Consider the following 25,423-nt stretch of genomic DNA (forward strand, 5'->3'; position numbering starts at 1 on the left):
CGCAGGGGACGGGGCTAGATGCCGCCGCCGTCCTCGAAGACGTCGCTCCGCACGTTGGCCTGGCTGATCCGGCTGTTCGGCGGGACGCTGCGCGTGAGCCACACGTTGCCGCCGATGCTCGAGCCGTGACCGATGGTGATGCGCCCGAGGATCGTCGCACCGGCATAGACGACCACGTTGTCCTCGACGATGGGGTGGCGATCGATGCCCTTGATGGGGTTCCCGCCCCCGTCGAGCGGGAAGCTCTTGGCGCCCAGCGTGACGCCCTGGTAGAGGCGCACGCGATCGCCGATCCGGCACGTCTCCCCGATGACGACGCCCGTCCCGTGATCGATGAAGAAGCTCGCGCCGATGTGGGCGCCGGGGTGGATGTCGATGCCGGTCTCGGCGTGGGCGATCTCGGAGAGGATACGCGGGATGAGCGGTACGCCGAGGGTGTAGAGCAGGTGCGCGATCCGGTGGTGAAAGATCGCGGTGATGCCCGGATAGCAGAACACCGCTTCGTCGATGCTCGTCGCCGCCGGATCCCCCTCGAACGCCGCGCGTACGTCGGTCTCGAGCAGCGCCCGCACGGCCGGGAGGCCAGCGACGAAACCGCGCACGATCTCGGCCGCGCGGCCCTCGCGCCGGGCGAGCTCGCGCGCGTCGAGATCCCGAGAGAAGCCGAGGCCTCTCCGGATCTGCTCGTGGAGCGCGAGCAGCGCCGCGTCGAGCGTCCGCCCGACGAAGTAGTCGGTCCCCTCGTCGGTGAGATCCGGAGGCCCGAAGTGCGCCGGGAAGAACGCCGCGCGCAGGTCGCGGACGATGCCGACCAGCACCTCGCGCGACGGCAGCGCCGGCCGTCGCCCGAGCGGACGGCGCGCGCCGCCGGTGTCCGGGGCGGCCGCGCGCAGCTCCGCGACCACCGAGCCGAGCGCCCAGGGAGCCCCGGCCGGCGCGGGAGAGCCCCAATCGGCCTCGCGATCGGTCGCGCTCACGTCGCGAGCCCCCCCTCGTCGGAGGGCCCGTCGAAGAGCGATGTGCTCAGGTAGCGCTCGCCCGAATCGGGGAGGACGACGACGATCGTCTTGCCCTCGTTCTCCCTGCGCTTCGCGATCCGCGCCGCGACCGCCGCCGCCGCGCCGGACGAGATCCCCGAGAGGATGCCCTCCTCCCGCGTCAGCCGCCGCGCATAGGCTGCCGCCTCGTCGTTGGCCACCTGCTCGACCTGATCGACGATCGAGAGATCGAGCACGTCGGGCACGAAGCCCGCGCCGATCCCCTGGATCTTGTGCGGCCCGGGCTTGAGCGGCTGGCCCGCGCGCGTCTGCGTGAGCACCGGGCTGTGCGTGGGCTCGACCGCGACGGAGGTGATCGCCTTGCCCTTCGTGTTCTTGATGTAGCGCGAGACCCCCGTGATCGTGCCGCCGGTCCCGACGCCGGATACGAGGACGTCGATCTTCCCGTCCGTGTCCTCCCAGATCTCGGGGCCCGTCGTGCGCTCGTGGATCGCGGCGTTCGCCGGGTTCTTGAACTGATGCAGGAGCACGTACCGGTCGGGGTTCGACGCGGCGATCTCCTCCGCCCTCGCGACGGCGCCGCTCATCCCCCTCGGCCCTTCGGTGAGCACCAGGTTCGCGCCGTAGGCCGCGAGGAGCTTGCGCCGCTCGATGCTCATCGTCTCGGGCATGGTGAGCGTGAGCCGGTAGCCGCGCGCGGCCGCGACGAAGGCCAGCGCGATCCCCGTGTTGCCGCTCGTCGGCTCCACGATCTCCTTCCCCGGACCGAGGAGCCCGCGCTTCTCGGCGTCCCACACCATCGCCGCGCCGAGGCGACACTTCACCGAATAGGCAGGATTGCGCCCTTCGATCTTGGCGAGCACGAGCGCGCTCGCGCCGTCGAGGACGCGACGGAGGCGCACGAGCGGCGTGCGGCCGATCGACTCTGCGTTGTCTTCGAACCAGCGGCGTGTGACGTTCGACATGGTGCCTCTACGATGCGACGACGTGCGACGGTGCGCCTACACGCGTCCTCGACGGTCGTGGGGACCTCGAGCGGGCAGCGGACGCCGCTCTTGAAACATCAACGGATATCTATCTTACATAACGGAAATCCAGCGCAAGCACTTTGTCTCGCGCCGCCCCGCTGCCGTGTGCCGCCGCCCCGGGCAGGCGACCGTGTCAGCGGCGCTGAGCGACCCGGGACCGGCGGACGGCGTAAGCGACGCTTCGCCGCCGAATCCGCGGTGTTTCGCGCCGTGCCCTGTTGAAGCTGTCAGGGGAGATAGTACATCAAGATCGCCCTGACCGAGACGTGCCTCACCCCCCACGCGTCAGAGCGCTAGGAAGAGTTTGTCATGAACGATGGAGCCCACTCGCTGAGCGAGCGCGCCGCGCGCCAGCTAGCGAATACGACCAAGTCCGCGCCGCAGTGGGTTGGAGTCACCCCACGCTGGCTCGTCCAGCTGCTGCGCTGGGTGCCGCTCGAGGCGGGCGTGTTCCGGCTCGACCGGGTCGTTTGGACGATGTGATCCCCGGCGGCGCGCAGCGCGGCGGCTCACCCGAGCCGCCGCGCGCTCCTCTCGATCACGGTTCGACCCGGGTCATTTGACCTCGGTGCGGCACGTCGCGCTGCAGTCGTCGCCGCTCGCGGTGTTGCCGTCGTCGCACTCCTCGTACGGCTGCTGCCGCACGCCGTCGCCGCAGTGCGGACCGAACACGCAGCCCGGAGCGCACTCGCCGTAGCCGCCGTCGTTCTCCGCGTCGTCGCACTCCTCCTCCGGCATCTGCGTCACGCCGTCGCCGCAGCGCGGGCCGTACACGCAACCCGGCGCGCACTCGCCGTAACCGCCGTCGTTCCTGCCGTCATCGCACTGCTCGCCGAGGTCCTGCTGGGGCACCCCGTCGCCGCAGACCGCGCCGATCCGGCAGCCGAGGCACCCCATGCTGCCGTCGTTCACGCCGTCGTCGCACTCCTCGCCCCACTCGTCCTGGGTCACCCCGTCGCCGCACTGCCCCGCGTCGCGGCACTCCGGCGTGCAGCCGCCGTAGCGACCGTCGTTCACGCCGTCGTCGCACGTCTCGTCCGGCATCTGGACCAGCGCGTCGCCGCACCGCGGCCCGACGAGGCAGTCCGTCGTGCAGCCGCCATACCGGCCGTCGTTCACGCCGTCGTCGCACGTCTCGCCGAACTTGCTGTCGATCTCCGCGTCGCCGCAGCGAGGCGCCGCAACGCACCCCGGCGCGCAGGCGTTCGAGCCATAGCCGCCCAGGTTGGCGCCGTCGTCGCAGATCTCGTACGGCATCGTCCGGACACCGTCGCCGCAGTAGAGCCCGAGCTCGCACCTCGTGGAGCACTTCCCGTAGCCCGCGCCGTTCTCGCTCCCGTCGTCGCACTCCTCGTCCGGCGTGACGATCCCGTCGCCGCACACCGGCTCGCAGCGGGACGGCGCCGCGTTGAAGCCGCCGAGCGTCAGCTTGTAGCTCGACCCCGTGACGTGGCGCTCCGCCTGGAACACGACGACCTCGTAGACCCCACCCACCGTGAGGCCGAGCTCATCCATGAGCAGCGTCCCGCGGTTGTCCGCCACCCCGGCGATCTCGCCGGTGCCCATCGGGGCGTGGATGCCGCCGAGGTCGATGCGGAGCCGGTTGTTGAGGAACACCCAGACGTCGTCGTCTCCGTAGAAATCGAGCCGCTCCCCGCCGTGGTACTCGAACCAGTAGCGGACCTCGCTCGTGAAGTAGAAGTTGTGGTTGCCGGCATTCGCCCAGTTGTTGAACGGATCGCCCGCCGCGCGGCTCGCCTCGCGCTGCGCCGCCGGCAGCGACGGGTCCTGCCAGCCTCGGTCGTCGAGCGGGAAGAAGACGTGATCCTCGAAGAGGAACACGTCCGACGTCCCGATCCGGTCGAGCGTGAGCCAGTCCACGACCGTCTTCGAGAGGGTCGAGTCGTTGTACCACCGGTTGAAGTCCGCGGCGTTCGTGAGGAAGGCGTTCGGCCGCGCCGCCGCGAACTGCGGCTTGTTGTCCGCGCCGAGGAGGTTCTGCACGATGCCCGTCACGACGGCGTTCGGCGGATTCGTGTCGGGCTCGAAGTTCGGCGCGTTCTCCTTGAAGTCGCGGTACACGATCGGCACGCGGAGCTCGTCGCCGAGCGCGACGTCGTTGGTGCAGCTGTACCCCGGCTCGACGGTGCACGTGGACGAGCAGCCGTCCCCGTCCGCCGTGTTGCCGTCGTCGCACGCCTCGCCGCCCAGGCGCAGCCCGTCGCCGCACGCCGAGGTGCAGCCGGTGTCGCCGCAGTCCGGCTCGACCTGGCAGAACGGCGTGCAGCCGTCGCCCATCGTGTTGTTGCCGTCGTCGCACGGCTCGGAGCCCTCGCGCTCCCCGTCGTTGCAGACCGTGTCGCGGCAGATGTAGCCGCCGGGCGCGGGCTCGCACACGACACCGTCCTCCCACTTGCACGCGGCGTTGCACCCGTCGCCGTCGTCCGTGCGGCCGTCGTCGCACTCCTCCCGCCCGACGACCATCCCGTCGCCGCAGACGGCGGTGCAGCGGCGCCCGGCGCGCGCGCAGTCGAACCCGGGCTCGGTCTGGCACGTGGCGGAGCACCCGTCGCCCGAGACCGTGTTGCGATCGTCGCACCCCTCGCCCACGCCGATCTGGCCGTCGCCGCAGACGACCGTGAAGACGCAATGCACGCCGTCCTCGCACGCCCAGCCGGCCTCGACCTGGCAGCTCGGCGAGCAGCCGTCGCCCGGCGCCACGCCGCCGTCGTCGCACTGCTCGCTCGGCCGCAGCAGGCCGTCGCCGCAGCGCTCGACCGGCCTGCACGGCTGCCCCGGCCGGGGGCAGGTGATGTTGCCGGGGTCCTCGAGCGCGCAGACCTCGGAGCACCCGTCCCCGCCCACCGCGTTGCCGTCGTCGCAGGTCTCCCCGCCCGAGACGCGCCCGTCGCCGCACGAGTGGAGCCGGAAGCACGGCTCCCCGGGCCTCGGGCAGATCCAGTCGCCCTGCTCCCGCTGGCAGCGATCGTCACAGCCGTCCCCCGAGGCCGTGTTCCCGTCCTCGCAGCTCTCCCCGGGCTCGATCGCGCCGTTGCCGCAGGCGATCGTCGTGCGGCAGGGCTCCCCCGGCGGGCACTCGCAGTACGGCTCCACCTTGCAGGCGCCGGAGCAACAGTCCCCGGGCAGGCTGTTGCCGTCGTCGCACGCCTCGGTGTCCTGGTTGATCTCGCCGTCGCCGCACGCCGCGTCGACCGCGTCGCACTCGGGCGGAGGATCCGGCGACTCGCACGGATCGCCCCCGCTGCCGCCGGTCCCGGAGCCGACGGTGATGAACCCGCCGAACGCCCCGGAGCTGTCGTCGGTCCCGCCGGTGCCCGACGTGCCGCTGCCGCCCGCACCGCCCACGCCGCTGCCCGCGCCGCCGTCGCCGCCGCCGCCGCCGTCGTCCCCGCAGGCGGCGAGCGGACCGGCAAGCAGGACGAGGAGCACGGAAGAAGTAAGTCTCTTTCCCAAGCGCATTGATGCCACCATCCCAACTCGCTGAAGAGCGTCGTGTTGTTCAGCCCGCGCCGCCACAGGCGCGCACCGGCCTTCGGGTGCGCCGCCGGAGGCGGCGTGGGCGCGCGCCGCACAGCGCTCGCGCGCGTATGCGCGCGTAGGTCGCCCTCGTTACCGGCACATCGCAACGCAACACCCCCCGTGCGGCAAGCGGATTTGACGCCGCAGCGGCTTTGCGACGCGCCGGTCGCCGGGTGGCGATGAAATCGGCGGGCGGCGCGCGGGCCGGCGGGGGGCAGAGCGAGCTTGACATCCCGGCGCGCACCGGCGGTGCGGTGCTCCACAGCGCGCCCGGGCAGGGCGCGCGCCGGGGACGCGACCGCGCCGCCCCGCCCGGGCGCGCGATCGCCATCTCGCCCCCCGGGCGCGGCGAACGGCGGTAACCTGGCCGCCGGCGAGCCGAGGCCCGCGCGGATTCGATGCGGGGGCGGGCCTCGAGCCTGACCACACGGAGCATGCATGGTGTCGACAGGGGCCTTGGACGGCGCGGCCCAGACCGCGGGGGCTCCCCCCCCGCAGGCGGCAGAGTCGCTCGATGGGGGCAATTACGAGGTCATCCGCCGGCGGCTCGTCGAGCGCGCCGAGGAGCTCGGCCGCCGCGCCGAGGCGCTCAACGCGCGGCGAAAGCAGGTGTTCGGCGGCGCCGACCTCGCGCTCCTCGAGAACGCGCGCGTCCGGACCGAGAACAACTGCCTGCCGCGCGACATCGTGAGCATCCGGGGCAAGCTGCTCGTCGGCTACCTCGTGTTCATGGGGCTCAAGGAGGTGAACGTCGGCGACGTCTTCAGCCTCCACCGCTTCGCGAAGGACGGCGGCGTCCTCGACCTGACGCACGTGCCGCTCGACGAGGGCGACGCGTTCCTCGGCGACCCCGCCTTCGTCAAGGAGTTCAAGGACCTCCACCGCTACGTCAAGGAGCCGCGGCTGCTCCAGCTCCGGCGCAGCGACAGCAGGCTGCTCGCCATCTTCCAGGTCGGCGCGACCGAGCGCGACGCGAAGGTGTTCCGCTGGAGCATCGACGCGACCGGGCGCATCCGCTACCTCGACTCCCGCGGCGACGAGGACAACGTCCGGCCGCGGGCGCACGACTTCGCCTGGACGCAGACCACGCGCGACGACCACGTGCAGGGCAAGCACCCGCACGTCGCCATCCTCGGCGAGATCTTCGTCGAGACCGTCGGCGGCGACCTCACGGTCAAGGTCGAGAACAACACGGCCACGGGGCTCGGCATCTACCGCGAGCCGGTCGACGACGCGGGCCAGGCGCTCGACGACGCCGACATCCAGTACGCGCGGCTCGGGCCGCTCATCCTGCTCAAGATCAAGCCGTTCCGGGAGCCGTCGTACCGCTACCTCGTCTACAACGGCCGCACCCGGAAGGTCGCGCGCATCGACGCGATCGGCCTCGCCTGCCTGAGCCTCCCCGAGGAGCAGGGCATCGTCTTCCCGAACGGCTACTACCTCATCACCGGCGAGACGAAGCGCTTCGAGGGCAGCACCGACAGCCTCGTCTTCGAGCGGGTCATCCGCTCGCCGAACGGGGAGGACGTGCTCTACGTCTTCCACCAGGTCGTGGAGGGGCGCTACGTGCTCTTCCCGTACAACCTGATCCGCAAGGAGATCGCGACCCCGATCCAGTGCCACGGGTACAGCCTCTTCGACGACGGCAAGATGGTGATCTTCCGCGCCGCGAGCGAGGAGCCGACCCGCGTCCACCCGATGCAGATCTGGCAGACGCCGTTCATGACCGCGGAGTTCGCGGCGTCGGCGCCGACCGACGGCTCGTACCTCGCCAAGGTGGGCAACGCCGACCTCGTGCGCGGCATCTCGGACGCGCTCAGCATGCGGCGCGCCGCGCTCGAGGCGTCGCCGACGCGCCAGACGTACGAGGACCTCATCCGGACCGCCGAGCGGATGACCGACGCCTTCTACTGGCTCGGCCACGCCGAGGCGGGCGACCTCCTGTCGACCGTGAACGAGCTCCGGGCCGTCTCCGAGAGCATCGTCGACGAGTTCGAGAAGGTCGAGGCCATCAAGGCGCGCGCGGCGAGCGCGCTCGCCGAGACCGAGGCGGCGCAGCGGCAGCTGCTCGGCGGGGTCCGGCCGGAGGACGCGGCGACCGTCGACGCGTTCCTCGGGGCCCTGACCGCGCTGCGGCGGCAGCGGGGGCACCTCATCACGCTCCGCGAGCTCAAGTACATGGACCTCGGCCGCGTCGACGCCCTCGAGGCCGAGATCGTCGGGCGGTCCGACGAGGTGAGCCGCGCGTGCGTGGCGTTCCTCCTCGGCGACCACGCGTTCCGGCCGCTGGCCGACCGGCTCGCGGGCCTCATCGCGAAGATCGAGGCGGTCGCGAAATCGTCCGAGCTCGCGCCGTTCGCCGCGGACCTCGACGCGGTGAGCGAGGGGCTCTCGGTGCTCGCCGACATCGTGGCGGGCCTCAAGGTCGACGACCCCACGGCGCGGACCCGCATCCTGGAGGGGATCAGCGAGGTCTACGCGCAGCTCAACCGCGCGCGCGCCACGCTCGGCGCCCGCGGCAAGGACCTCCGGGGCGCCGAGGGGCGCGCCGAGTTCGGCGCCCAGTTCAAGGTGTTCGGCCAGAGCGTCGCGAGCGCGCTCGCGGTCTGCGACTCGCCCGAGCGCTGCGACGCCGAGCTCTCGAAGCTCCTCGTCCAGCTCGAGGAGCTCGAGGGCAAGTTCGGCGAGTTCGACGAGTTCCTGGGCGAGCTCGCGGCGAAGCGCGAGGAGGTGAACGACGCGGTCGCCGCGCGGCGGCAGGCGCTGCTCGACGAGCGGCAGCGGCGCGTCGCGAACCTCGTCGCCGCGGCGGACCGGATCGTCCAGGGGGTCTCGCGGCGGGCGCGCACGTTCGCGACGGTGGACGAGCTCAACACGTACTTCGCGTCCGACGCGATGGTCGCGAAGATCCGCGAGCTCGCGGCGAGCCTGCACGCGCTCGGCGACAGCGTGAAGGGGGACGAGGTCGAGGCGCGGCTCAAGTCGGCGCGGCAGGACGCGCTCCGGGCGCTGCGCGACCGCGAGGACCTGTTCGAGGGCGGCGGCGACGTCATCAAGCTCGGCCGCCACCGCTTCAACGTGAGCACGCAGGCCCTGGAGCTCACGCTGGTCCCGCACGGCGACGGGCTCGCGCTGCACCTCACCGGCACCGATTTCTTCGAGCCGATCGAGGATCCGGCGCTCGAGAGCGCGCGCGACCTCTGGGGCCAGGAGCTCGTGAGCGAGACCGGGGACGTGTACCGGGGCGAGTTCCTCGCGGGCTCGATGCTCCTCGACGCCGAGGCGGGGCGCGGCGGGCTCTCGATCGAGCGGCTGCGCGAGGCGTCGCTCGGCCCGGGCGGGCTGCTCGCGGCGGTGCGCGCGTACGCGGCCGATCGGCACGACGAGGGCTACGAGCGCGGCGTCCACGACGCGGACGCCGCGCTCATTTTGGAGAAGCTGCTCGCGCTGCGCGCCACGGCGGGGCTGCTCCGCTTCGGCAGCGCGCCGCGGGCCCTCGCCTGCCTCCACTGGGCGGGGCTCGACCCGCGCGCCCGGGATCTCGCGCACCGGCGGGCGCGGAGCCTCGGCCGGCTCGCGGCGCAGCTCGGCGAGGGCGAGGCGCGGGCGGCGCTCGCGGCCGAGCTCGCGGAGGGCGTGGCCGCGACGGCGGCGGCGCACCGGCTCGGCGCGGACGCGAGCGGCGCGGCGGACGTGCGCGTCGCGGCGCGGTACCTCGTGGAGGAGCTCGCCGCGGAGCGCCCCCGGTTCGTGACCAGCGACGCCGCGCTCGCGCTGCGCGACGCGCTGCTCGCGCGCCTCGACCTCGAGGGGAGCCGCGCGGCGTTCGACGACGACCTGCGGCAGCTCGAGAAGCACCCGGCCGAGCGGCTGGAGCTCGCGCTGGCGTGGATGCGGGGGCTCACGGCGCGGGACGCCGCGTGGGCCCGGATGGGGCACCTCGCGCTCGAGGCGGCGGTCGTGCTGGTGACGGAGCGGCACCTCGAGCGGGAGCCGAGCGGGGCCGTGACCGAGGCGCGCGTGGAGGGGCTGCTCGGCCAGCACCCGCGCGTCAAGGAGCGCGCGCTCGCGCTCCGGCTCGACGAGTTCCTGAGCAGGATCGAGGTTTTCTTGCGCGAGCGGGCGCCGCGCTACCGCGCCTACCGCAAGGTGCGGAGCGAGATCGCGGAGCGGGAGCGAAGGCGCCTGCGCCTCGGGGAGTTCGCGCCGCGGGTGCTCACGTCGTTCGTGCGCAACCGGCTCATCGACGAGGTGTATTTGCCGCTCGTCGGCGCGAACCTGGCGAAGCAGCTCGGGGCCGCGGGCGACGTGAAGCGCACCGACCTCATGGGCATGCTGCTGCTCATCTCGCCGCCGGGCTACGGCAAGACGACGTTGATGGAGTACGTCGCGAGCAAGCTCGGCCTCGTGTTCATGAAGGTGAACGGGCCGTCGCTCGGCCACGAGATCACGTCGCTCGACCCGGCCGAGGCCCCGAACGCGACCGCGCGGCAGGAGGTCGAGAAGATCAACCTGGCGTTCGAGATGGGCAACAACGTGATGCTCTACCTCGACGACATCCAGCACACGAACGCGGAGCTCTTGCAGAAGTTCATCTCGCTCTGCGACGGGCAGCGCCGGGTCGAGGGCGTGTGGCGGGGCCGGACGAAGACGTACGACCTGCGCGGCAAGAAGTTCTGCGTGGTGATGGCGGGCAACCCGTACACGGAGTCGGGCGCGCGCTTCCAGATCCCCGACATGCTGTCGAACCGGGCCGACACGTACAACCTCGGCGACATCCTCGACGGCAAGGAGGAGCTCTTCGCGCTGAGCTACCTGGAGAACGCGCTCACCTCGAACCCGACGCTCGCGCCGCTCTCGGGGCGGGCGCCGGGGGACACGCACAAGCTCATCCGGATGGCGCGGGGCGAGGCGATCGCCGCGACGGAGCTCGAGCACGCCTACGCCGCGGCGGAGGTCGCGGAGATCGTCGCCGTGCTCGAGCGGCTCTTCCGGGTGCAGAGGGTGCTCCTGTCCGTGAACCTCGAGTACATCCGGAGCGCGTCGCAGGACGACGCCTTCCGGACCGAGCCGCCGTTCAAGCTGCAGGGCAGCTACCGCAACATGAACAAGCTGGCCGAGAAGGTCGTGTCGGCGCACACGCCCGAGGAGATCGAGCGGCTCATCGACGATCACTACGTGAGCGAGTCGCAGACGCTGACGACGGGCGCCGAGCAGAACCTGCTCAAGCTCGGCGAGCTGCGCGGGCGGCTCTCGCCCGAGCGGCAGGCGCGGTGGGACGAGATCAAGAAGGGGTACCAGCGCATCAAGCGCATGGGCGGCAAGGAGGACGACCCCGTCGTGCGCGTGACCGGGACGCTCTCGATGCTCGGCGAGCAGCTGGAGGGCATCCGTGGGGCGATCGGCAAGGCGGCCGCGGCGGCCCAGGCGGGCGACGGGCGGGCGCGGGAGGTGAAGCAATGGCTCGCGCCGGAGCTCGAGCGGCTCTCCGGGGCGCTCAAGGGGGTCGCGCAGCCGAAGGTCGAGGTGAAGGTCGAGACCGATCGATCGGTGTCGGAGTTCGTGGGCCACCACCTCTCGCTCGTCGAGCGGCTCGTCGCGCCGCTCGCGAAGGCGACCACGCAGAGCGCGTTCGGCATCCGGGCGATCGAGGCGCAGATCGCGGAGCTCGGCCAGGCGCTCCGGTCGCTCGACGAGAAGGTCCGCGGGGCGGCGCGGCCCGAGGCCCAGCCGACGCCGGGCGAGCTGCCTGGTGAAGCAGACCACGCGCGCGGGCGCGGAGGTGCGTGAGCGGATCACAGCGCCCGAGCTCTGCCGCCGCGCGGCCGCGGGCTCCGCGCCAGGCGGGCGGCCGCACGGGGCAGAAGTCTGCAAGAGGAGTAGAGGGGCGTCCCTCGTGCGTGTTATCACCGACCCGCGACGCGTATCGTCAGCGATGGCCTGGACTCGAAGCCCCGCGCTCCGGCGCTGGGCAGGCAGGAGCTTCGGCGCATGAAGATGATGACCCTCGGACCCTTTGATGGGAACGCCTGGCTGCTCGGACGGAAGATCGAGCGAACGGTCGCCGAGTGGAAGGAGCCTGCGCGGCTCGCGATCGTGGCGTTGCCGAGCGGGACGAAGCACGAGGAGTACCTCGCCGCGGTCGAGGACGCGACGGGCGTCCCGGTGATCGGGGCCACCACCGGCGGGGTGTCGTTCACGGAGCGGGGCTTCAGCAGGAGCGGGGTGTCGTGCGCGTTCCTCGGGGGCGCGGGCGTCGAGGTTGCGTGCGCTGCGGCGCGCGAGCTGCGGGCGGATCACGGCAAGAGCGTGCGGGCGGCGCTGAGCGACATGGACGAGGCGGTGTCGAGCAACGGCCCGCGCAGCGGCGCGCCGAGCTCGATCCTGGTGCTGGCGGACGCATTCGCGTGCGACGGGGACGAGCTGGTGGCCGCGCTGCGGCAGGGTGTGCCGCCGCACATGCGGGTGTTCGGCGGGACGGCGGGCGACGGGTGGACGTTCGAGGGGGCGCGGGTGTTCCTGGGCCGGAAGGCGCTGACGGACGCGGCGGTGCTGGTGCGGCTGACGCACCGGCACCGGGTGAACCTCGACGTGGTGCACGGCTTCCGGGCGGCCGAGGGTGGTCGGGATTTCACGATCACGGACATCGAGCGGAACGTGCTGCGGACGCTGGACGGGCAGCCGGCGGCGCGGGTGTACGAGGAGGAGCTGTCGCGGCTCGGGCTGCGGTCGACGGGCGAGGGGCTGCTCCAGACGATGGCGAAGCACGCGCTCGGGGCGAAGACGCCGTTCGGGGAGGCGCTGAAGATCCGGTCGCCGATCGCGATCCGGGGGGACGGGGCGGTGGTGCTGACCGGGGGGCTCTCGCGGGGGCAGGTGGTGCGGGTGGTGAGCGCGACGGCCGACGCGCTGCTGCAGGCGGCGAAGGGGCTGTCGACGAAGGTGCTCGGGCCGCTGCCGGCGGTGTCGGGGGCGCTGGTGTTCGACTGCGCGTCGCGGTTCCGGCTGCTGGGGGAGCGGTACCGCGACGAGGTGCGGGCGTTCCTGTCGCCGAACGCGGCGCCGCATCCGATGTTCGGGGTGGCGTGCTACGGGCAGATCGCGAAGTTCGGGGGGAGCGTCGAGGGGTTCCACAACACGAGCGCGGTCATGGTGGCGTGGGGGGAGTCGGACCAGGGGACGGGGCCGGTCAGCGGGTGACGGCTTTCGCGGGGTGGGGTCTTTCCGCCGTGGGGCGGCGGATGATCGCGTACACCCCTCAGTCGTTGGAAGGAAAGAGGGAGCCCATGACGGTTGATCTGGAGCAAACCATCGAGCAGGTGAAGGCATTCGCCGAGCAGTGGAACAAGCTGTACGCGGAAGAGCGGTTCGAAGAGATGAAGGAGCTCGCGACCGAAGACGTGGGCATCGCCAACGCCCCCGAGTCGAGGTCGGGAACGGGCCTGATTTACGGGCGGCAGGCGTATTACGATGGGATCGTGGGCGCCTACCGCGGCGCGAGCGGCAAAGAGAAGAACCTGCTCGTCATGCAGTACGAGGGCTGGGAGTACGTCTCGCTGGGGGACCCGCTCAGCTTCTACACGATCGGCAAATACACGCTCCAACCGGACACCGTCGGCGTCAATTGCTGGCTGCTGCGCAGGACCTCACCGACAGCGCCCTGGCAAGTCTATCGGGTCATCAACACGTAGCCTCTGGCATCTGGCCAGGGTCCCACCTCTGCGAAGCTCTCTCCGCCGAGCTCGCGCGCACGCTGGGAATCGGGCTCGCACCCCAGCTCGCAGGCACGCCGGTCGTACGGCGCCGCAGAAGTAACCGTCGTTGATCATTCGGCGGATCGCGCCGACAGGTGCTGGGCGGTTCGCCCCTCTCGCCGCCGTGAGGGGCCGGGCGGCCTGCGCCGCCGCCCCGCCGCATCGCGCTCAGGAGATGACCCGGTCCACGTACTCGAAGGTCAGGCCGGTGCTCTTCTTGGGCGGTCGGCTCGTCAGGTCCGGGTCGCTCGGATCCGGCTGGCCCAGGACCTCGTAGGCCAGGATGCGGAGCTGGTACATCAGCCCCAGCACGGCGTTCAGGTTCCTTGGTTGACCATTGAATGTCGTGTCCAGGGCCAGCAGGATCTGCATGTAGGCCTGATTGAACTGGTCCACCAAGAGGCGCGACCGCGAGCCCACGGGATAATCGGCGGCCTTGGGGTTCGGCGGCATGCGAAAGACCTTCGCCTCGTCGAAGGGGATCGCCGGACCGGTGTACGACCAGCTCTGGTCGAGTCTCTTGGCCTCATGGTGGACCATCTTCGCGCCATAATAGATCTCGCCGAATCGGTAGAAATGCGCTGGGTCGCCGTCGCCGTCGACCGGGGAGGTCGTCGCCCCCTCGCCCTCGGTGACGATGACTTGTATCGCCTCCTCGGCGGTCTCCAGCGAGCTGATGGGAAACCAGTCCGAGGTCCGGAACCAGGCTGTTCCAGTCGTCTCCGGCGTCACCTGCGCCTCTCTTTGCCCCCAGGTGACGGTCAGGCTCCGGAGCTTGTCGAGCAGCACATTGTAGAATTCACTGATGGTGGAGTACTTCCCCGGCGCCACGCTGGGGTAGCTGGAGTAGCTGCCGTCCGGGAGCCGCAGCGAGAGCGGATGCTCCGGCTGCTCGATGCGCATGAAGGTGTTGTAGATGAGGTCCTTCGAGCAGGGGGCGAGCCCGACCACGAGCCCGTCGTCCACCTCCATGGGCAGCGTCCCCGGATATCGCGGGATGAATTCCCGCTTCGAGAAGCACGGCTTGCCCCCGAGCGCGATCAGCAGGTTCGAGGCGATCGACATGTGCAGCATCTCCTCGCGCAGGACGGAGGTGAAGATGTCGGCCGCGGCCTGGTTGCTGCCCGGCAGGAGACTGTAGAGCGCCGTGAGATAGGGCGGGATGGTCGAATGCTCGAGCTCGATGGCGCACTGGATGAACGTGAACAGCTCTTCCTGGCTCGTGACCTGTCTCAGCCGCGAGATCAGGGTCGGTTTCACGCGGAGCATGGGGTCCTCCTCCTCGTCTTCGGTTGGGCGATCGCGCCTACTCGGCGCCGTTCTTGATGGCCTGGCTCTTGCTTAGAATGGAGGTGCGGGCGGCGGCGGCATCCCGGTTCACGACCGGGATGGGCGCGCCCACCGGCCTCGGGGCGCTGGTGCTTTGCAGCGACTTCGGCGCGGCCGCCGGCTTACCCTGCACCTTGCGAAGATAGGCGAGCACGGTCTGCTGCTTGGCCGGCGACATGTCGCGCGTGACCGGCATGTAGTTCGGGTCGCTCATGTCGAGGCTGAAAGCGAGCTCGATGGACGCGGCATGGGCAGCGACCGATTGCTCGTCGCTCAGGTCGACGAGCCGCCGGCTCATGACCGGATAGAGGTTGGCATACTGGGAGAAGATCGGGGCGACGTCCTGCCAGGTCGGATCCAGCTTCGCGGCATAGCCGTCGCGCACGTGCAGGTTCACGTAGTCCAGATAATGCTGCTGGGCAGGAGGCTCTTTCGCGCCCGACGGATCGGGCGTGTACTTGTACAGCTCCCAGTCCGACGTCTCCTGGAGCTTGTAGATGAGGCTATAGATCTGGCCGTCCATGTAGGTCCCGACGAGCGGAGTCGGCTGTTTCGCGGGGGTAGGGAGCGGGTCCTCCTCGTTCGGCGGCGGCGTGTAGTAGTAGACGAGGCGCGCTCCCGCGGGGTCGGTCGCCGTGACCGTCACGACCGCCCGCCCCCCGGAGAAGGATGTCTGGGACTGGGTCACCACCTCTGCCGGCAAGCCCGTCCAGGGGACCTCGATCCCCTTGATATCCTGCTGGGCCCCCGTACCGAGGCTCGTCGGCCCCAGTTGTTCCACGTGGAGGCCAGCGCTGTTGAAAGGTTTCCCCCACTGGGCCGCGTAAACCGTCACGTCGGCCGAATCGGTGGGCTGCGGATCGGGGAGCTGGCTCTGCGGGTTGAGGCGCTGGACGAACTCGTCGGCGCGGACATGGTAGCCCATGACGGTCTCGCGAGCCCAGATCGTAAAAGTGGGCGGCAGCAGGTCGCGCCGCGTCGGCGTCACGATCGCCAGCGGATGATCGGCGACGAGCGCGAGCGCCGCGGCGGGCAGGGCCAGCGAGACGATGCCCGCCGTGGTCGCCATCCAGTCCGGATCGGCATAGGGGAGGTCACCGATCTGGGCGAAATCGCCGTCCGACAGGTCACTGCCTTCCGGCAGGAATGTCGGCTGCCCGTTCGCGAACGTGTCGGCCTTGGCCAGCACCACGAGCGACATTCGCCCCAGGTTGGTCTGCACCTGGCCGTTCTCGTCCAGCGGCAAGGCGTTGCCGAGGTCGACGGACACGGTGCCCGACGCCATGTCCACCACGGCATCGAAGTAGGCCGACGCATACGGGTTCTTTGCTCGCTTCGTCGGGGCGAAGCGACGACCGAGGACGAAGCTCTTGGGTTCGCCGGGGAGCGCCACGCCGATCGCCCCCACGACATCGCCGAAGGTGTAGCGCTTGGCGATCTCCGGGTGATCGTAGTTGCGGCAATAATTGTAGAGGTTGAAATGGATCGAGAGCGCCGCCTCGGGGCCGTGCTGCTGGAGCAACCGCCTGATCTGCTCGAGCACCCGAGAAGCGATGGTCGGGGACGGATTCCACATCAGGTTCTGCAGGACCGAGGTATAACTGGCGCCGAGCGGCTGCCCGTATTGCTTGGGCGTCTCCTGCCGCATCGTGAGATCGCGGAAGCAGGCCGGCCAGAAGTCGCCCGCCACATAGCCCGGGCCGGTTCCGTCGGTCAGCCGCACGCCCATTCCCCAGATGCCCGAGGCCATCTGCATCTGCGGATCGAGGTCGACCATCTTGCCCGCCGAGCGGCCCAGCGCGTTGGCGACGAGCAGGCCGACGGCTGGATCCTCGGCCGGGTCGGTCACCCAGGCGCCGTCGTGCCAGGCGCTGGTCACCTTGCAGTCGACCAGGCGGAAGGCGCCGGACCCGGTCGGGTTCCACCAGCCGCCTTCGTCGGGGTTTCCGGTCGGCCGGCGGTCCTGGAAGGCCGGGTCGAACGTCTCGTTGTAGTAGTACCGGACCTCGTTGTTGATGGTGGAGACATCCGCCTGGAACTGGCCGGCGAAGGTGATTCGCGGCCCGATCAGATAGCTCACTGGCACCTCCTCGCAGGGCGAAGCCACGAACGACGTCCGTCGTGCGGTAGGCCTCGCGCATCGATAACCACGCTACCGGCGCCGCGCGCTCCCGGCAACGGTCACGTCGGCCAAACGGCGAGGCCCGCGCATTCACGCGAGCGCACGGCGGGGCGCGGCGCGGGAGCCGAAGTTTGCGTTGACAACCGCAATCGGACCATGGTCCGATTGCCCGATCGAGCACTGGGCTCGATGGTCGAGCGCATGCATCGACGCGGGCGAAGCACCTTCGCGCGTCTGCGGCGCGAGCGCACGCTGGAGCGAGTACATGGCCATGCCCTCTGAAAGAACATTTTCATCCTCGATCGATCGCAGCCTGCGCCTCGGGCCTGCGGCGCTGCTGCTCACCGCCGCGTGCGGCGCGGGTCCCAGCGGGGACGCCGGCGCCGGCCCGGACAACGTTTTCCCGACGAACGGAACGCACAACGAGCCCGATGCCAGCCGCAAGTGCATGGCCTGCAGCGACTCGCCGACGTGCACCTGCACCCGCAAGAGCGGCGAGCCGACGCCGGACCCCCAGTGGCCGGCGGCCTGGGTGAGCGACTGGAACATGTACCGGGCCCACGAAAACTGGCAAGCCAACCCGCCGCCCTACGCGGATCCGCCGAAGACGCTCGCCCCGAGCGATTACGAGCTCTCCCAGGGCACCTCGTACTACGACTCGACCTACAAGCCGGCGGACGGCGACGGCGAGGGCGCGATGATGGAATACTACCGCCGGAGGTGCCTGCCCATCTTCCCCAAGAGCAATCATTATTCCTGCGCGTTCGTGTCGCTGGGGAACAAGGCCTACTTCTTCGGCTTCCCGGAGGAGGCGCCCCAGGCGCCGGATCTGTCGAAGACCGCCTATTTCTGCCTCTTCTCACCGAAGAATCACCCGCCGCGGCCCAATTTCGTCGAGCACCTGCCCTACAACACGGAGGACACCGCGCGCGTCCCGGATATCCAGGCGTACTCGCTCACCGCGCCCGGGCCAGCGGGCCCGCCGATCCTCTTCGGATATGCCTTCGAGAAGAACAGCCGCGCCGACGCGGGGGGCGGCGCGCCGTACCAGCACCCGTTCGCGTTCTACTTCTCCGGTTACATCGAGCTCGACGAGCACGGCCAGCCCACGCACGGCGCGCCCGACGCCCCGTACGTGAGCCAGAATTACGTCGGCTTCCACCAGGAGAAGCCGGGCGCATTCGCCGATCTCTGGGCGAAGGCCGACCAGTACCGGAAAGAAAAGAAGGCTCCGGACTGCACGCTGTTCGAGAACGGTTACCCTCTGCTCGACCCTGGAGCGCAGGCCGTTCAGGGCGCGACCGGCGGCAAGAAGCGCGGGCGCTCCTGGCAGCACCTGAAGCGGTGAAAGGCGCACGCCATGCAACAGAACGAACGCGACGACCCCGCGATCGCGCCGATCCATCCCGCCCTCGCCGGCCCCGAGCGCTGGCCCGGCAGGCCGCCGCTCTCTCTCACCCTCGGCAGGGGCACGGGCCACGAATCGCCAGGCTCCGCCCCCGCGTTGATCCATCATCTATCTTCGTCACTAGCCACGGTGCTGGGGCAGGAGGTCCAAGGAAATGCCGCTGTGTAGCCGTTCTTTCTTCGTGGAACGAGTCCTCGCGCGCGCGCGGCGCTCTGCGCGCCGCGCCGGCGCGGGGCTGCTCATCGCGCTCTCCTCCCTGCCGCTCGCCGCCGGCTGTAGCGCTGACGAGGGAGAGCTCGAGCTCAACGCCGGCGCGAGCGCGCGTGCCTTGCAGGTGCCCAGCGATCCGCTCTTCTCGCTGCAGTGGCACTACCCCGCCATCCGGCTCCCCGAGGCGTGGGAGCTGACGACGGGCACCCCCAACGTTCGCATCGCCATCCTCGATACCGGCCGCGATGTGCATCCCGATCTGAATGGCAAGTGGGTCCCGGGCCTGGAGTACGACGCGGTGGCCCAGGATGCGAACGCCTCGAACACTGGCTGGGCACATGCGAATCACGTGGCCGGCATCGCCGGCGGCAGCACCGACAACGCGGAGGGTGGCGCCGGCGTCTGCTGGGGATGCCAGCTCCTGAACGTCGACGTCGCCCACGGGGATCATCCGGATTTCCTGAACATGCCTCGCGCCATTCGCTGGGCGGTAGACAACGGGGCGCAGGTCATCAACCTGAGCCTTGGGGAAAACCTGAATGTGCCCTGCTCCGACCCCCGCTATTCAGCGCTGCGCGACGCGCTCGCCTTCGCCGCCAGCCGGAACGTGACCGTGGTGGCGGCGGCGGGGAACTTCTCGAGGGACTTCGCCAACACCGTGCCGGCCGCGTGCCCGGGCGTGATCTCGGTGGCCGCCACCGATCACAACAACCAGCTGGCGTCTTACAGCAACCACGGCGCGGTCACCCTGGCGGCTCCCGGCGGTGGCGGGGTGTTCACCACTCCCGACGGCTTTGGCGCACCGATCGGATGCCCGGAGGACTACCTCAGCAAATTCACCTCGGACACCGTCGGCGTTGTCTCCGCCTGGACCACCAGCAACGGGACCCCCTGCTACCGCTACCTCTCGGGGACGTCGATGGCGGCGCCCCATGTCGCCGGCGTCGTCGGCCTGATGCTGTCGCGGAACCCGAACCTGACGCCAGCTCAGATCCGGCAGATCTTGCAGAGCACCGCGCAGCCGATGCCCAGCTGCGGCGGCAATTGCGGCGCCGGCCTGCTCGACGCCGCGGCCGCGGTGGCGCAGGCGGCCGCCCTGCCGATCGACGACGCGGCGCCGGTCGCGCGCTTCACCGCGCAATGCACCGGGCTCGACTGCTGGTTCGACGGCAGCGGCTCCACCGACGACCGCGGCGTCGTGGCCTATCAGTGGATGCTCCCGGGACCCGTCGTCGGCCCGTCGATGACGCCGGTGTCCCATCCCGGCCAGCACCTGCGCACCGGCGCCACGACCTCGTTCCTCTTGCCCGGGTATGGCAGCCACCTGGTGCGGCTACGCGTGACCGACGCCGCCGGGCAGAGCCACGAGCTCACGCAGACGGTGACGCCGCAGCAAGCCCCGCTCGATCCGAGGCCCGGCTCGTACATCAACACGCAGCGCGCGGGGAACACCCTCGATCTCCACCAGACCGCCAACGGCAACTGGGTGCTGGGCTGGTTCACGTTCGACACCAGCGGCGAGCCCGTCTGGTACAACAGCGCCGTCGGGCCGGTCACCGACTCGCGGTTTCAGCAGCCGCTGATGCGCTACACGTGGGCCAATAACGTGGCGACCGGGACGCAGGTGGGCACGATCGCGCTCGACTTCTCCACCTCGCAGGCCGTCTGGGTGTCGTGGGTGCTCCACGGGGTTGCAGGCGGAGAGCGCTACCAGTATCTCCGCGGAGGGGATGGCCGCAGCGGCCTCTGGTATGCGCCCAGCCAGCCGGGGTGGGGCTTCAGCGTCCAGGAGAGCTTCTGGTACTTCCACGCCGCCGTCACGTTCTATCTCCCCAACGGAGAGCCGCGCTGGATGAGCGGCTGGAACTGGGCCGGCAACAACGTGAGCCTGGCCCTGGAGTACCTGCGCGGCCCCGGGCTCTGCCCTTCCTGCGGCGGCAAGGACGCCACGGTGGTGGACCAGGACTGGAGCCGTCCCGAGCGGCCTTCCTCGATGAACCTGCAGATCGTCGACGGCGCCTCCACCGCGGGCTGGGGGAGCACCGACATCAGCCGGTATATCGCTTCGCCCCCCACCAACGGGGTCGTCTCGGTGTGGGCGCGCTCGCTGCTGCCCATCGGGTTGTTGACCAGGCCCTGAGGAGCCGGGGCCGCCGGCTCCGTCAAATGCGGAAGGCGGCGCCGAGCTGGAGGCCGAAGGTCTCGTGTCCTCGCCGAGGAGGCCGAGACGTTCTCCCTCCCCGTCGCCCCCTGCCTCGTGCTGGAACTGGCTGGCTTGCGTAATCGCATCCAGGGGGCCGCGTTCACTCCACAGCCTGCGGCGTGAGCGCCGCGCTGTACTTCGCTTACGCCACCGGTTTGTCACGCGCGCGGCGTCACGCTGCTTCCCAGGAACATGCGGCTCGATCCACCAGCCGCGCTGGGACGACACAGGTAGCCTCTCGGTGCCAGGGTGGGCCGAGCAGCCGACCGATCGCCGCGTGAACGATCCGGGCCCCTTCCTGATCCCCGAGCCCGACGGCACGGCTCGATGTTCCAGCAAGCGAGGCGACCCCACCGGCCCGCGGGGACGGCTTGGTCAGGCCGAGCTCCCCCGACCCCGTTGGCCGTGCCACCGGGCGGCCCCAGCGGTTATGGCGACCGGCCAGACTCTTCGTTGCTAGGGCCCTGGCGCCGGCCACGCGCGGGTCAGCGGCAGCTCTCTGGCCTACGCACGAGGCGCGCGGTACCCTCGCTGCTGAGGGCGCTGGCGCGGCTGGATGACCGACGAACCCAAGGTCAAGGGAGTGGCGTTTCGTTCCGTGTACGTGAGCCTCGGCAAGCTGCGCGGAGAGCCCCTCCAGAAGCTCAGCCTGGACGAGATGTCCGAGCCGCTGCGCGCCGGCATGCGCTACGGCAGCATCGTCTCCACCGGCTGGTACCCGATCGCCTGGTACAAGGATCTCTTCCAGGCCATCCGGCGCGCCAGCGGCGAAGGCAAAGACCTCGTCCACCAGATCGGCCGCCAGTGCACCCGCGACGACATGAGCGGCATCTACAAGGTCATCGCCGCCCTCATCTCGCCCTCCACCCTCTTCTCCCTGGGCCAGCGTGTCTTCGCCAACTACTATTCCGTCGGCCGCGTGCAGGTCGTCGAATCCCGCCGCGGCTTCACCCACGCTCGCTGGAGCGGCTGCTACGGATTCGACGAAAACATGTGGACCGAGGTCATCGGCTCCTGCGAACAGCTCCTCGAGATCGGCGGCGCCAGCCACGTCCGCCAGCGCATCATCGCCGGCGGCGGCGACGACGACGATCATCTCGAGTTGACCGCGCACTGGAGCTGAGGCCCGAGCCGGGTCGCGTGAGCGCTCGCACCTCCCACGCTCCGCGTTCGGCTGGGTCTCGCGCCCGACCTTGCGCGGCGTGACTCCCCTCGCCGCGCTCGCGAGCGCCGGCGGCGCTCAGCGGCGCCGGGGCAGCGCGCGCAGGCACACCTCGATCCCGGCGCGGAGGTTGCCATGGGTGGTGACGCCGGAGAGGTCGACCTCGAGGCCGCACATCGACTGGGCGACGGCCGGTCCGATGCCGGTGAGGACGCCGCTCGCGCCGAGCAGGCGGATCGCGCGGACGATGCGGACGAGGTGGTCGGCCGTCGCGGCGTCGACGCTCTCGATGCCGGTGACGTCGATGATGGCGAACCGAGCGCCCGTGCGCACGACCTCGTCGAGGAGCTTGCTGGTGACGTCGGCCGCGCGCGCGTCGTCGAGCGCGCCGATCAGGGGCACGGCGAGCACGCCCTCGGCGACCTGGAGGACGGGCGTGGACAGGGCCCGGATGAGCGCCTGCTGGCGCTGGATGACCGCGAGCTGATCGGCGAAGGCCTGCCTCTGCCGCTCGAGCTCGGCGATGGTGGCGGCCATGTGCTCCTCGTGCTCCCGCTGCGCCGTGATGTCCATGCCGATGGCGAGGATGTGCGCCGTGCCGTCCTGCTCGACCAGGGGCACCTTGACGATGGACATCCACCGCACCTGGCCGTTCGGGCGCGCGATGGGTTGAACCCTCGAGACCGGCTGCATGCGCGTGAGCACCTCCCGGTCCATCTCGCCGATGGTGGAGAGCTCCGCGTGGGAGGACGGCAGATCGCCGACGGTCTTGCCCACCGCCGCCTCCGGCGTGGTGTCGTAGAGCGCGGCGTAGCTCTTGCTGACGAGCTTCATCTTGCCGTCCCGGTCCTTGACCGTGACGACGATCGGGATGGTGTCGAGCACGAGGCGGATGAACTGCCGTTCGCGCTCGAGGGCGAGCTCTGTCTGCTTGATCTCGGTGGTGTCGATCCGCAGGCCGACGATGCCGCCGTCGGCGAGGCGGGTGCTCTTGAGGGTGAGCCAGCGGTCCCCGAAGCGCCGCATGTAGACGTCCCCGGAGCGGCGATGGTCCGCGAGGCGACCGGCGACCCACTCCTCTTCGCTGAGGCCGCTGTGGAGGTGAATCCCGTTCCGGCAGCCCTCGCGGACGACGTCTTCGAACGTATTGCCTACCTGAATGGCGGCGGCGCACTCGGGGTAGTGCGATTTGTACGCCGTGTTGAAGAAGCAGAGCCGCTCCTCGGCGTCGTAGATGACCAGGCCCACGTCGAGCGCCTCGACGGCCGCGTGCAGGCGCGCTGCTTGATCGCGCGCCGCCTGCTCGGCCCGGCGTCGCTCGGTCACGTCGCGCAGCGCGAGGATCACGCCGGCGCACGCGCCCGCGGGGTCGACGAGCGGGCTGAGGCTCCCCTCGGCGAGGACGGCGCGCTCGCTCGCGAGGTGAAGGGTGAAGTCGGGCGGCAGGGCGCGCGGCGCGCGATCGCGGATGACCTGATCGAGCAGCGCGCCGAGGGGCGGATGGGGCCGCAGGGCCTCATCGACGGGCCCTCCGCGCGCCGTCGCCCCGGGCGTGGAGAAGAGGCGCTCGGCGGCGGGGTTCAGCGCCAGGATCCGGCCGGTTTCGTCGAGCAAGAGCAGCGGGTCGACGCTGCAGGTGAAGGCGAGCGAGTAGAGATCGACAGGAGCGTCGCTAGGCATCGGGAGGAGCTAGCGTAGAGCAAGATCTCCTCAGGGTGTCGGCCTCGGTGACCACACGGCACCTCCACAGGCCGCCAAGCTGCTGGCCGAGCTCTGCTTGGGCTCGAGCCCTTGGATCGACGGACCATGGGGCCGCCGACGCCGCGTCACCTGGACCAGATGCGCTGTGGCACACCTGCAGGCCGTCGTGGCTTTGCCCGCCCATGCACCCACACGCGGTGAGATCGAGCGCTGGGTCCCCCACCCTCGCCCCCACCACGGTCGTAGCCGGGGTCGCCGCGCCGTGCACGCGCCCGCCCCCGGCGCCCACCGACGGCAGCCCGTCACTCCTCGAGGAGCGCGAGCGTCCGCGGATCCAGCTCGCCACCACAGTACTTCTCGAGCGCCGCGCGGAACGTCTCGTTGTCGGGGGCCGCGCGGGCGAACAGGGTCATCGACGAGCAGAACTTCATGTCATCGGGGCTGTCGAAGATATCATATAACGAGCACCCCTCGATTTGGTTGACGAGGCGAGCGCACTCGATCAATCTCGGGCCGAGCGTCGGGTGCTGTAGATAGGCCTCTGCTTCGGCCTTCGAAGCGATGCCATACCTGTGAGCCATGGCGCTGTGGCCCAGGCCCCGCATCTGCGGGAAAATGAACCACATCCAGTGGCCGGTCTTCTGTCCTCGGCGCAGCTCGGCCAGGACGCGGTCATAGACCGGAGCCTGCGCGTCCACGAATCGTTGCAAGTCGTACGGATCCGGCATGGGCGCTCCTCCGCTGCCAGCTTAGCACTTCATCGTCGGATCGCAGCGCACGGTCGTGCTCACCGGATGGCTCCTCATGAGAAAAGAACCCCAGAGGCACAGAGGAGAGAGAAAAAAAAAGATAGGTAGCTTCTTCTCCCTCCTCTGTGCCCTCTGTGCCGCTGTGGTTCAAATGCTTCCCATCACCGCGCCAGCAACGCGCTCAGGCGACGCGGCGCGAGGTCGCGTCAGAAGCCGAGCGACCGGATCGCCTTGCGGATCGTGTCCGCGCTGGCGCGGACGCCGGCCTCCTCCTCGGGGCTCATCGGGATGGGCAGCTGCGACTCGATGCCGGAGCGGTTCACGACGCAGGGCACGCTCAGGCACACATCGTCGATCCCGCGGTAGCCGCTGAGCAGGCTGCTGACGGGCAGCACGCGGTTCTCGTCGCGGAGCAGGGCTTCCAGGATCTTGGCGGTCGCCAGGCCGATCGCGTAGTTGGTCGCGCCCTTGCCGGAGATGACCTGGGCGGCGGCGTTCTTCACGTTCGAGAAGATCTCCGCGCGGTCGCCCGCGGCGAGCTTGCCGTGGCCGGGCACGGACCACGCGTCGAGCGGGATGTTCGCGACGCTCGCGCTGCTCCACAGGGGCACCTCGCTGTCGCCGTGCTCGCCGGCGATGTACGCGTGGACGTTCTGCACGGCCACGTTCAGCCGTCGGGCGATCAGGAAGCGGAAGCGGCTGCTGTCGAGCACCGTGCCGCTGCCGAGGACGCGGGCGGGCGGCAGGCCGGTCAGCTTGAGCGTGACATAGGTGATCACGTCGACCGGGTTGGTGACGAGCAGGTAGAGCGCGTCGGGCGCGACGGCCTGGAGCCGCGGCAGGAGCTCGCGGCAGATAGCGACGTTCGCGGTGGCGAGGTCCATCCGGCTCTGCCCGGGCTTCTGCTTCGCGCCGGCGGTGATGACGACCACGTGCGCCCCGCGGCAGACCTCGACGTCATCGCTGCCCTCGAGCGTCGCCGCCGGGACGAACTGGAGGCCGTGGTTCAGGTCGAGCACCTCGGCGTCGACCTTGGCCCGGTTCACGTCGAACAGGGCGACCTCCTTCGCCACGCCGCGGAGCAAGCACGCGTAAGCGATCGTCGCGCCGACGCTGCCAGCGCCCACGACCGCGATCTTGTTGGGGGAGACGGGCTGGTTGTCAGGCATACCGCTCGGCTACCGCAGCGGCGCGACCGGACCAAGCCAAATTCAGGGTG

15 protein-coding genes are annotated in these 25,423 nt (G+C 70.4%); 7 read left to right on the top strand and 8 right to left on the bottom strand.

The window, feature by feature from the left end; genetic code table 11:
* Window positions 1-14: 14 nt before the first annotated feature.
* Window positions 15-977: a serine O-acetyltransferase EpsC gene (epsC, locus tag WME98_RS03675; RefSeq protein WP_437949987.1), complete on the bottom strand. Its 963-nt coding sequence runs from the start codon at window positions 975-977 to the stop codon at window positions 15-17.
* Entirely contained in the window at window positions 974-1,963 is a 990-nt protein-coding gene (gene cysK, locus WME98_RS03680) for a cysteine synthase A (protein WP_437949988.1), read from the bottom strand. The genes epsC and cysK overlap by 4 nt, the downstream gene beginning before the upstream one ends.
* A gap of 372 nt (window positions 1,964-2,335) precedes the next feature.
* Between cysK and WME98_RS03685 the strand changes: the two genes are divergently transcribed.
* Window positions 2,336-2,509 carry a hypothetical protein gene (locus WME98_RS03685; protein ID WP_437954177.1) on the top strand — a complete coding sequence of 58 codons (174 nt, stop codon included), beginning with the start codon at window positions 2,336-2,338 and terminating at the stop codon, window positions 2,507-2,509.
* Window positions 2,510-2,581: 72 nt separating this feature from the next.
* On the opposite strand, the gene WME98_RS03690 is transcribed toward WME98_RS03685, so the two are convergent.
* Entirely contained in the window at window positions 2,582-5,518 is a 2,937-nt protein-coding gene (locus WME98_RS03690; protein ID WP_437949989.1) for a DUF4215 domain-containing protein, read from the bottom strand.
* A 486-nt stretch (window positions 5,519-6,004) separates the two neighbouring features.
* On the opposite strand from WME98_RS03690, the gene WME98_RS03695 reads away from it, so the two are divergent.
* The 3 genes from WME98_RS03695 (at window position 6,005) to WME98_RS03705 (ending at window position 13,257) form a co-directional block, all read left to right on the top strand.
* Complete coding sequence (locus tag WME98_RS03695) at window positions 6,005-11,356, top strand: DNA repair ATPase (protein WP_437949990.1); 5,352 nt, start codon at window positions 6,005-6,007, stop codon at window positions 11,354-11,356.
* A gap of 201 nt (window positions 11,357-11,557) precedes the next feature.
* A complete protein-coding gene (locus tag WME98_RS03700) occupies window positions 11,558-12,766 on the top strand; it encodes an FIST signal transduction protein (RefSeq protein WP_437332182.1) in 1,209 nt (402 codons plus the stop codon).
* An 86-nt stretch (window positions 12,767-12,852) separates the two neighbouring features.
* Window positions 12,853-13,257 (top strand): hypothetical protein, encoded by a 405-nt coding sequence (locus WME98_RS03705; protein WP_437949991.1) that lies wholly within the window; start codon window positions 12,853-12,855, stop codon window positions 13,255-13,257.
* A 231-nt stretch (window positions 13,258-13,488) separates the two neighbouring features.
* Here WME98_RS03705 and WME98_RS03710 read toward each other — a convergent pair whose 3' ends face one another.
* Complete coding sequence (locus WME98_RS03710; protein ID WP_437949992.1) at window positions 13,489-14,589, bottom strand: ferritin-like domain-containing protein; 1,101 nt, start codon at window positions 14,587-14,589, stop codon at window positions 13,489-13,491.
* 37 nt (window positions 14,590-14,626) lie between these two features.
* Complete coding sequence (locus WME98_RS03715; protein WP_437949993.1) at window positions 14,627-16,729, bottom strand: hypothetical protein; 2,103 nt, start codon at window positions 16,727-16,729, stop codon at window positions 14,627-14,629.
* Window positions 16,730-17,036: 307 nt separating this feature from the next.
* Here WME98_RS03715 and WME98_RS03720 point away from each other — a divergent pair, with 307 nt between their 5' ends.
* From WME98_RS03720 to WME98_RS03730, 3 genes are all read left to right on the top strand, one after another.
* Window positions 17,037-18,119 carry a hypothetical protein gene (locus WME98_RS03720; protein ID WP_437949994.1) on the top strand — a complete coding sequence of 361 codons (1,083 nt, stop codon included), beginning with the start codon at window positions 17,037-17,039 and terminating at the stop codon, window positions 18,117-18,119.
* A gap of 241 nt (window positions 18,120-18,360) precedes the next feature.
* Window positions 18,361-20,529, top strand: a complete 2,169-nt coding sequence (locus WME98_RS03725; protein ID WP_437949995.1) for a S8 family serine peptidase — start codon at window positions 18,361-18,363, stop codon at window positions 20,527-20,529.
* Window positions 20,530-21,196: 667 nt separating this feature from the next.
* Window positions 21,197-21,715, top strand: a complete 519-nt coding sequence (locus WME98_RS03730; RefSeq protein WP_437949996.1) for a hypothetical protein — start codon at window positions 21,197-21,199, stop codon at window positions 21,713-21,715.
* A 117-nt stretch (window positions 21,716-21,832) separates the two neighbouring features.
* Here WME98_RS03730 and WME98_RS03735 read toward each other — a convergent pair whose 3' ends face one another.
* The 3 genes from WME98_RS03735 to WME98_RS03745 form a co-directional block, all read right to left on the bottom strand.
* On the bottom strand, window positions 21,833-23,434 hold the full coding sequence (locus WME98_RS03735) for a PAS domain-containing protein (protein WP_437949997.1): 1,602 nt from the start codon (window positions 23,432-23,434) through the stop codon (window positions 21,833-21,835).
* 323 nt (window positions 23,435-23,757) lie between these two features.
* A complete protein-coding gene (locus WME98_RS03740; protein ID WP_437949998.1) occupies window positions 23,758-24,183 on the bottom strand; it encodes a DUF1810 domain-containing protein in 426 nt (141 codons plus the stop codon).
* Between the two features lie 227 nt (window positions 24,184-24,410).
* Entirely contained in the window at window positions 24,411-25,373 is a 963-nt protein-coding gene (locus tag WME98_RS03745) for an L-lactate dehydrogenase (protein ID WP_437949999.1), read from the bottom strand.
* Between the last annotated feature and the right edge of the window lie 50 nt (window positions 25,374-25,423).

Origin of the sequence: Sorangium sp. So ce296 (assembly GCF_051529605.1) — a bacterium.
Taxonomy (GTDB): domain Bacteria; phylum Myxococcota_A; class Polyangia; order Polyangiales; family Polyangiaceae; genus Sorangium; species Sorangium cellulosum_D.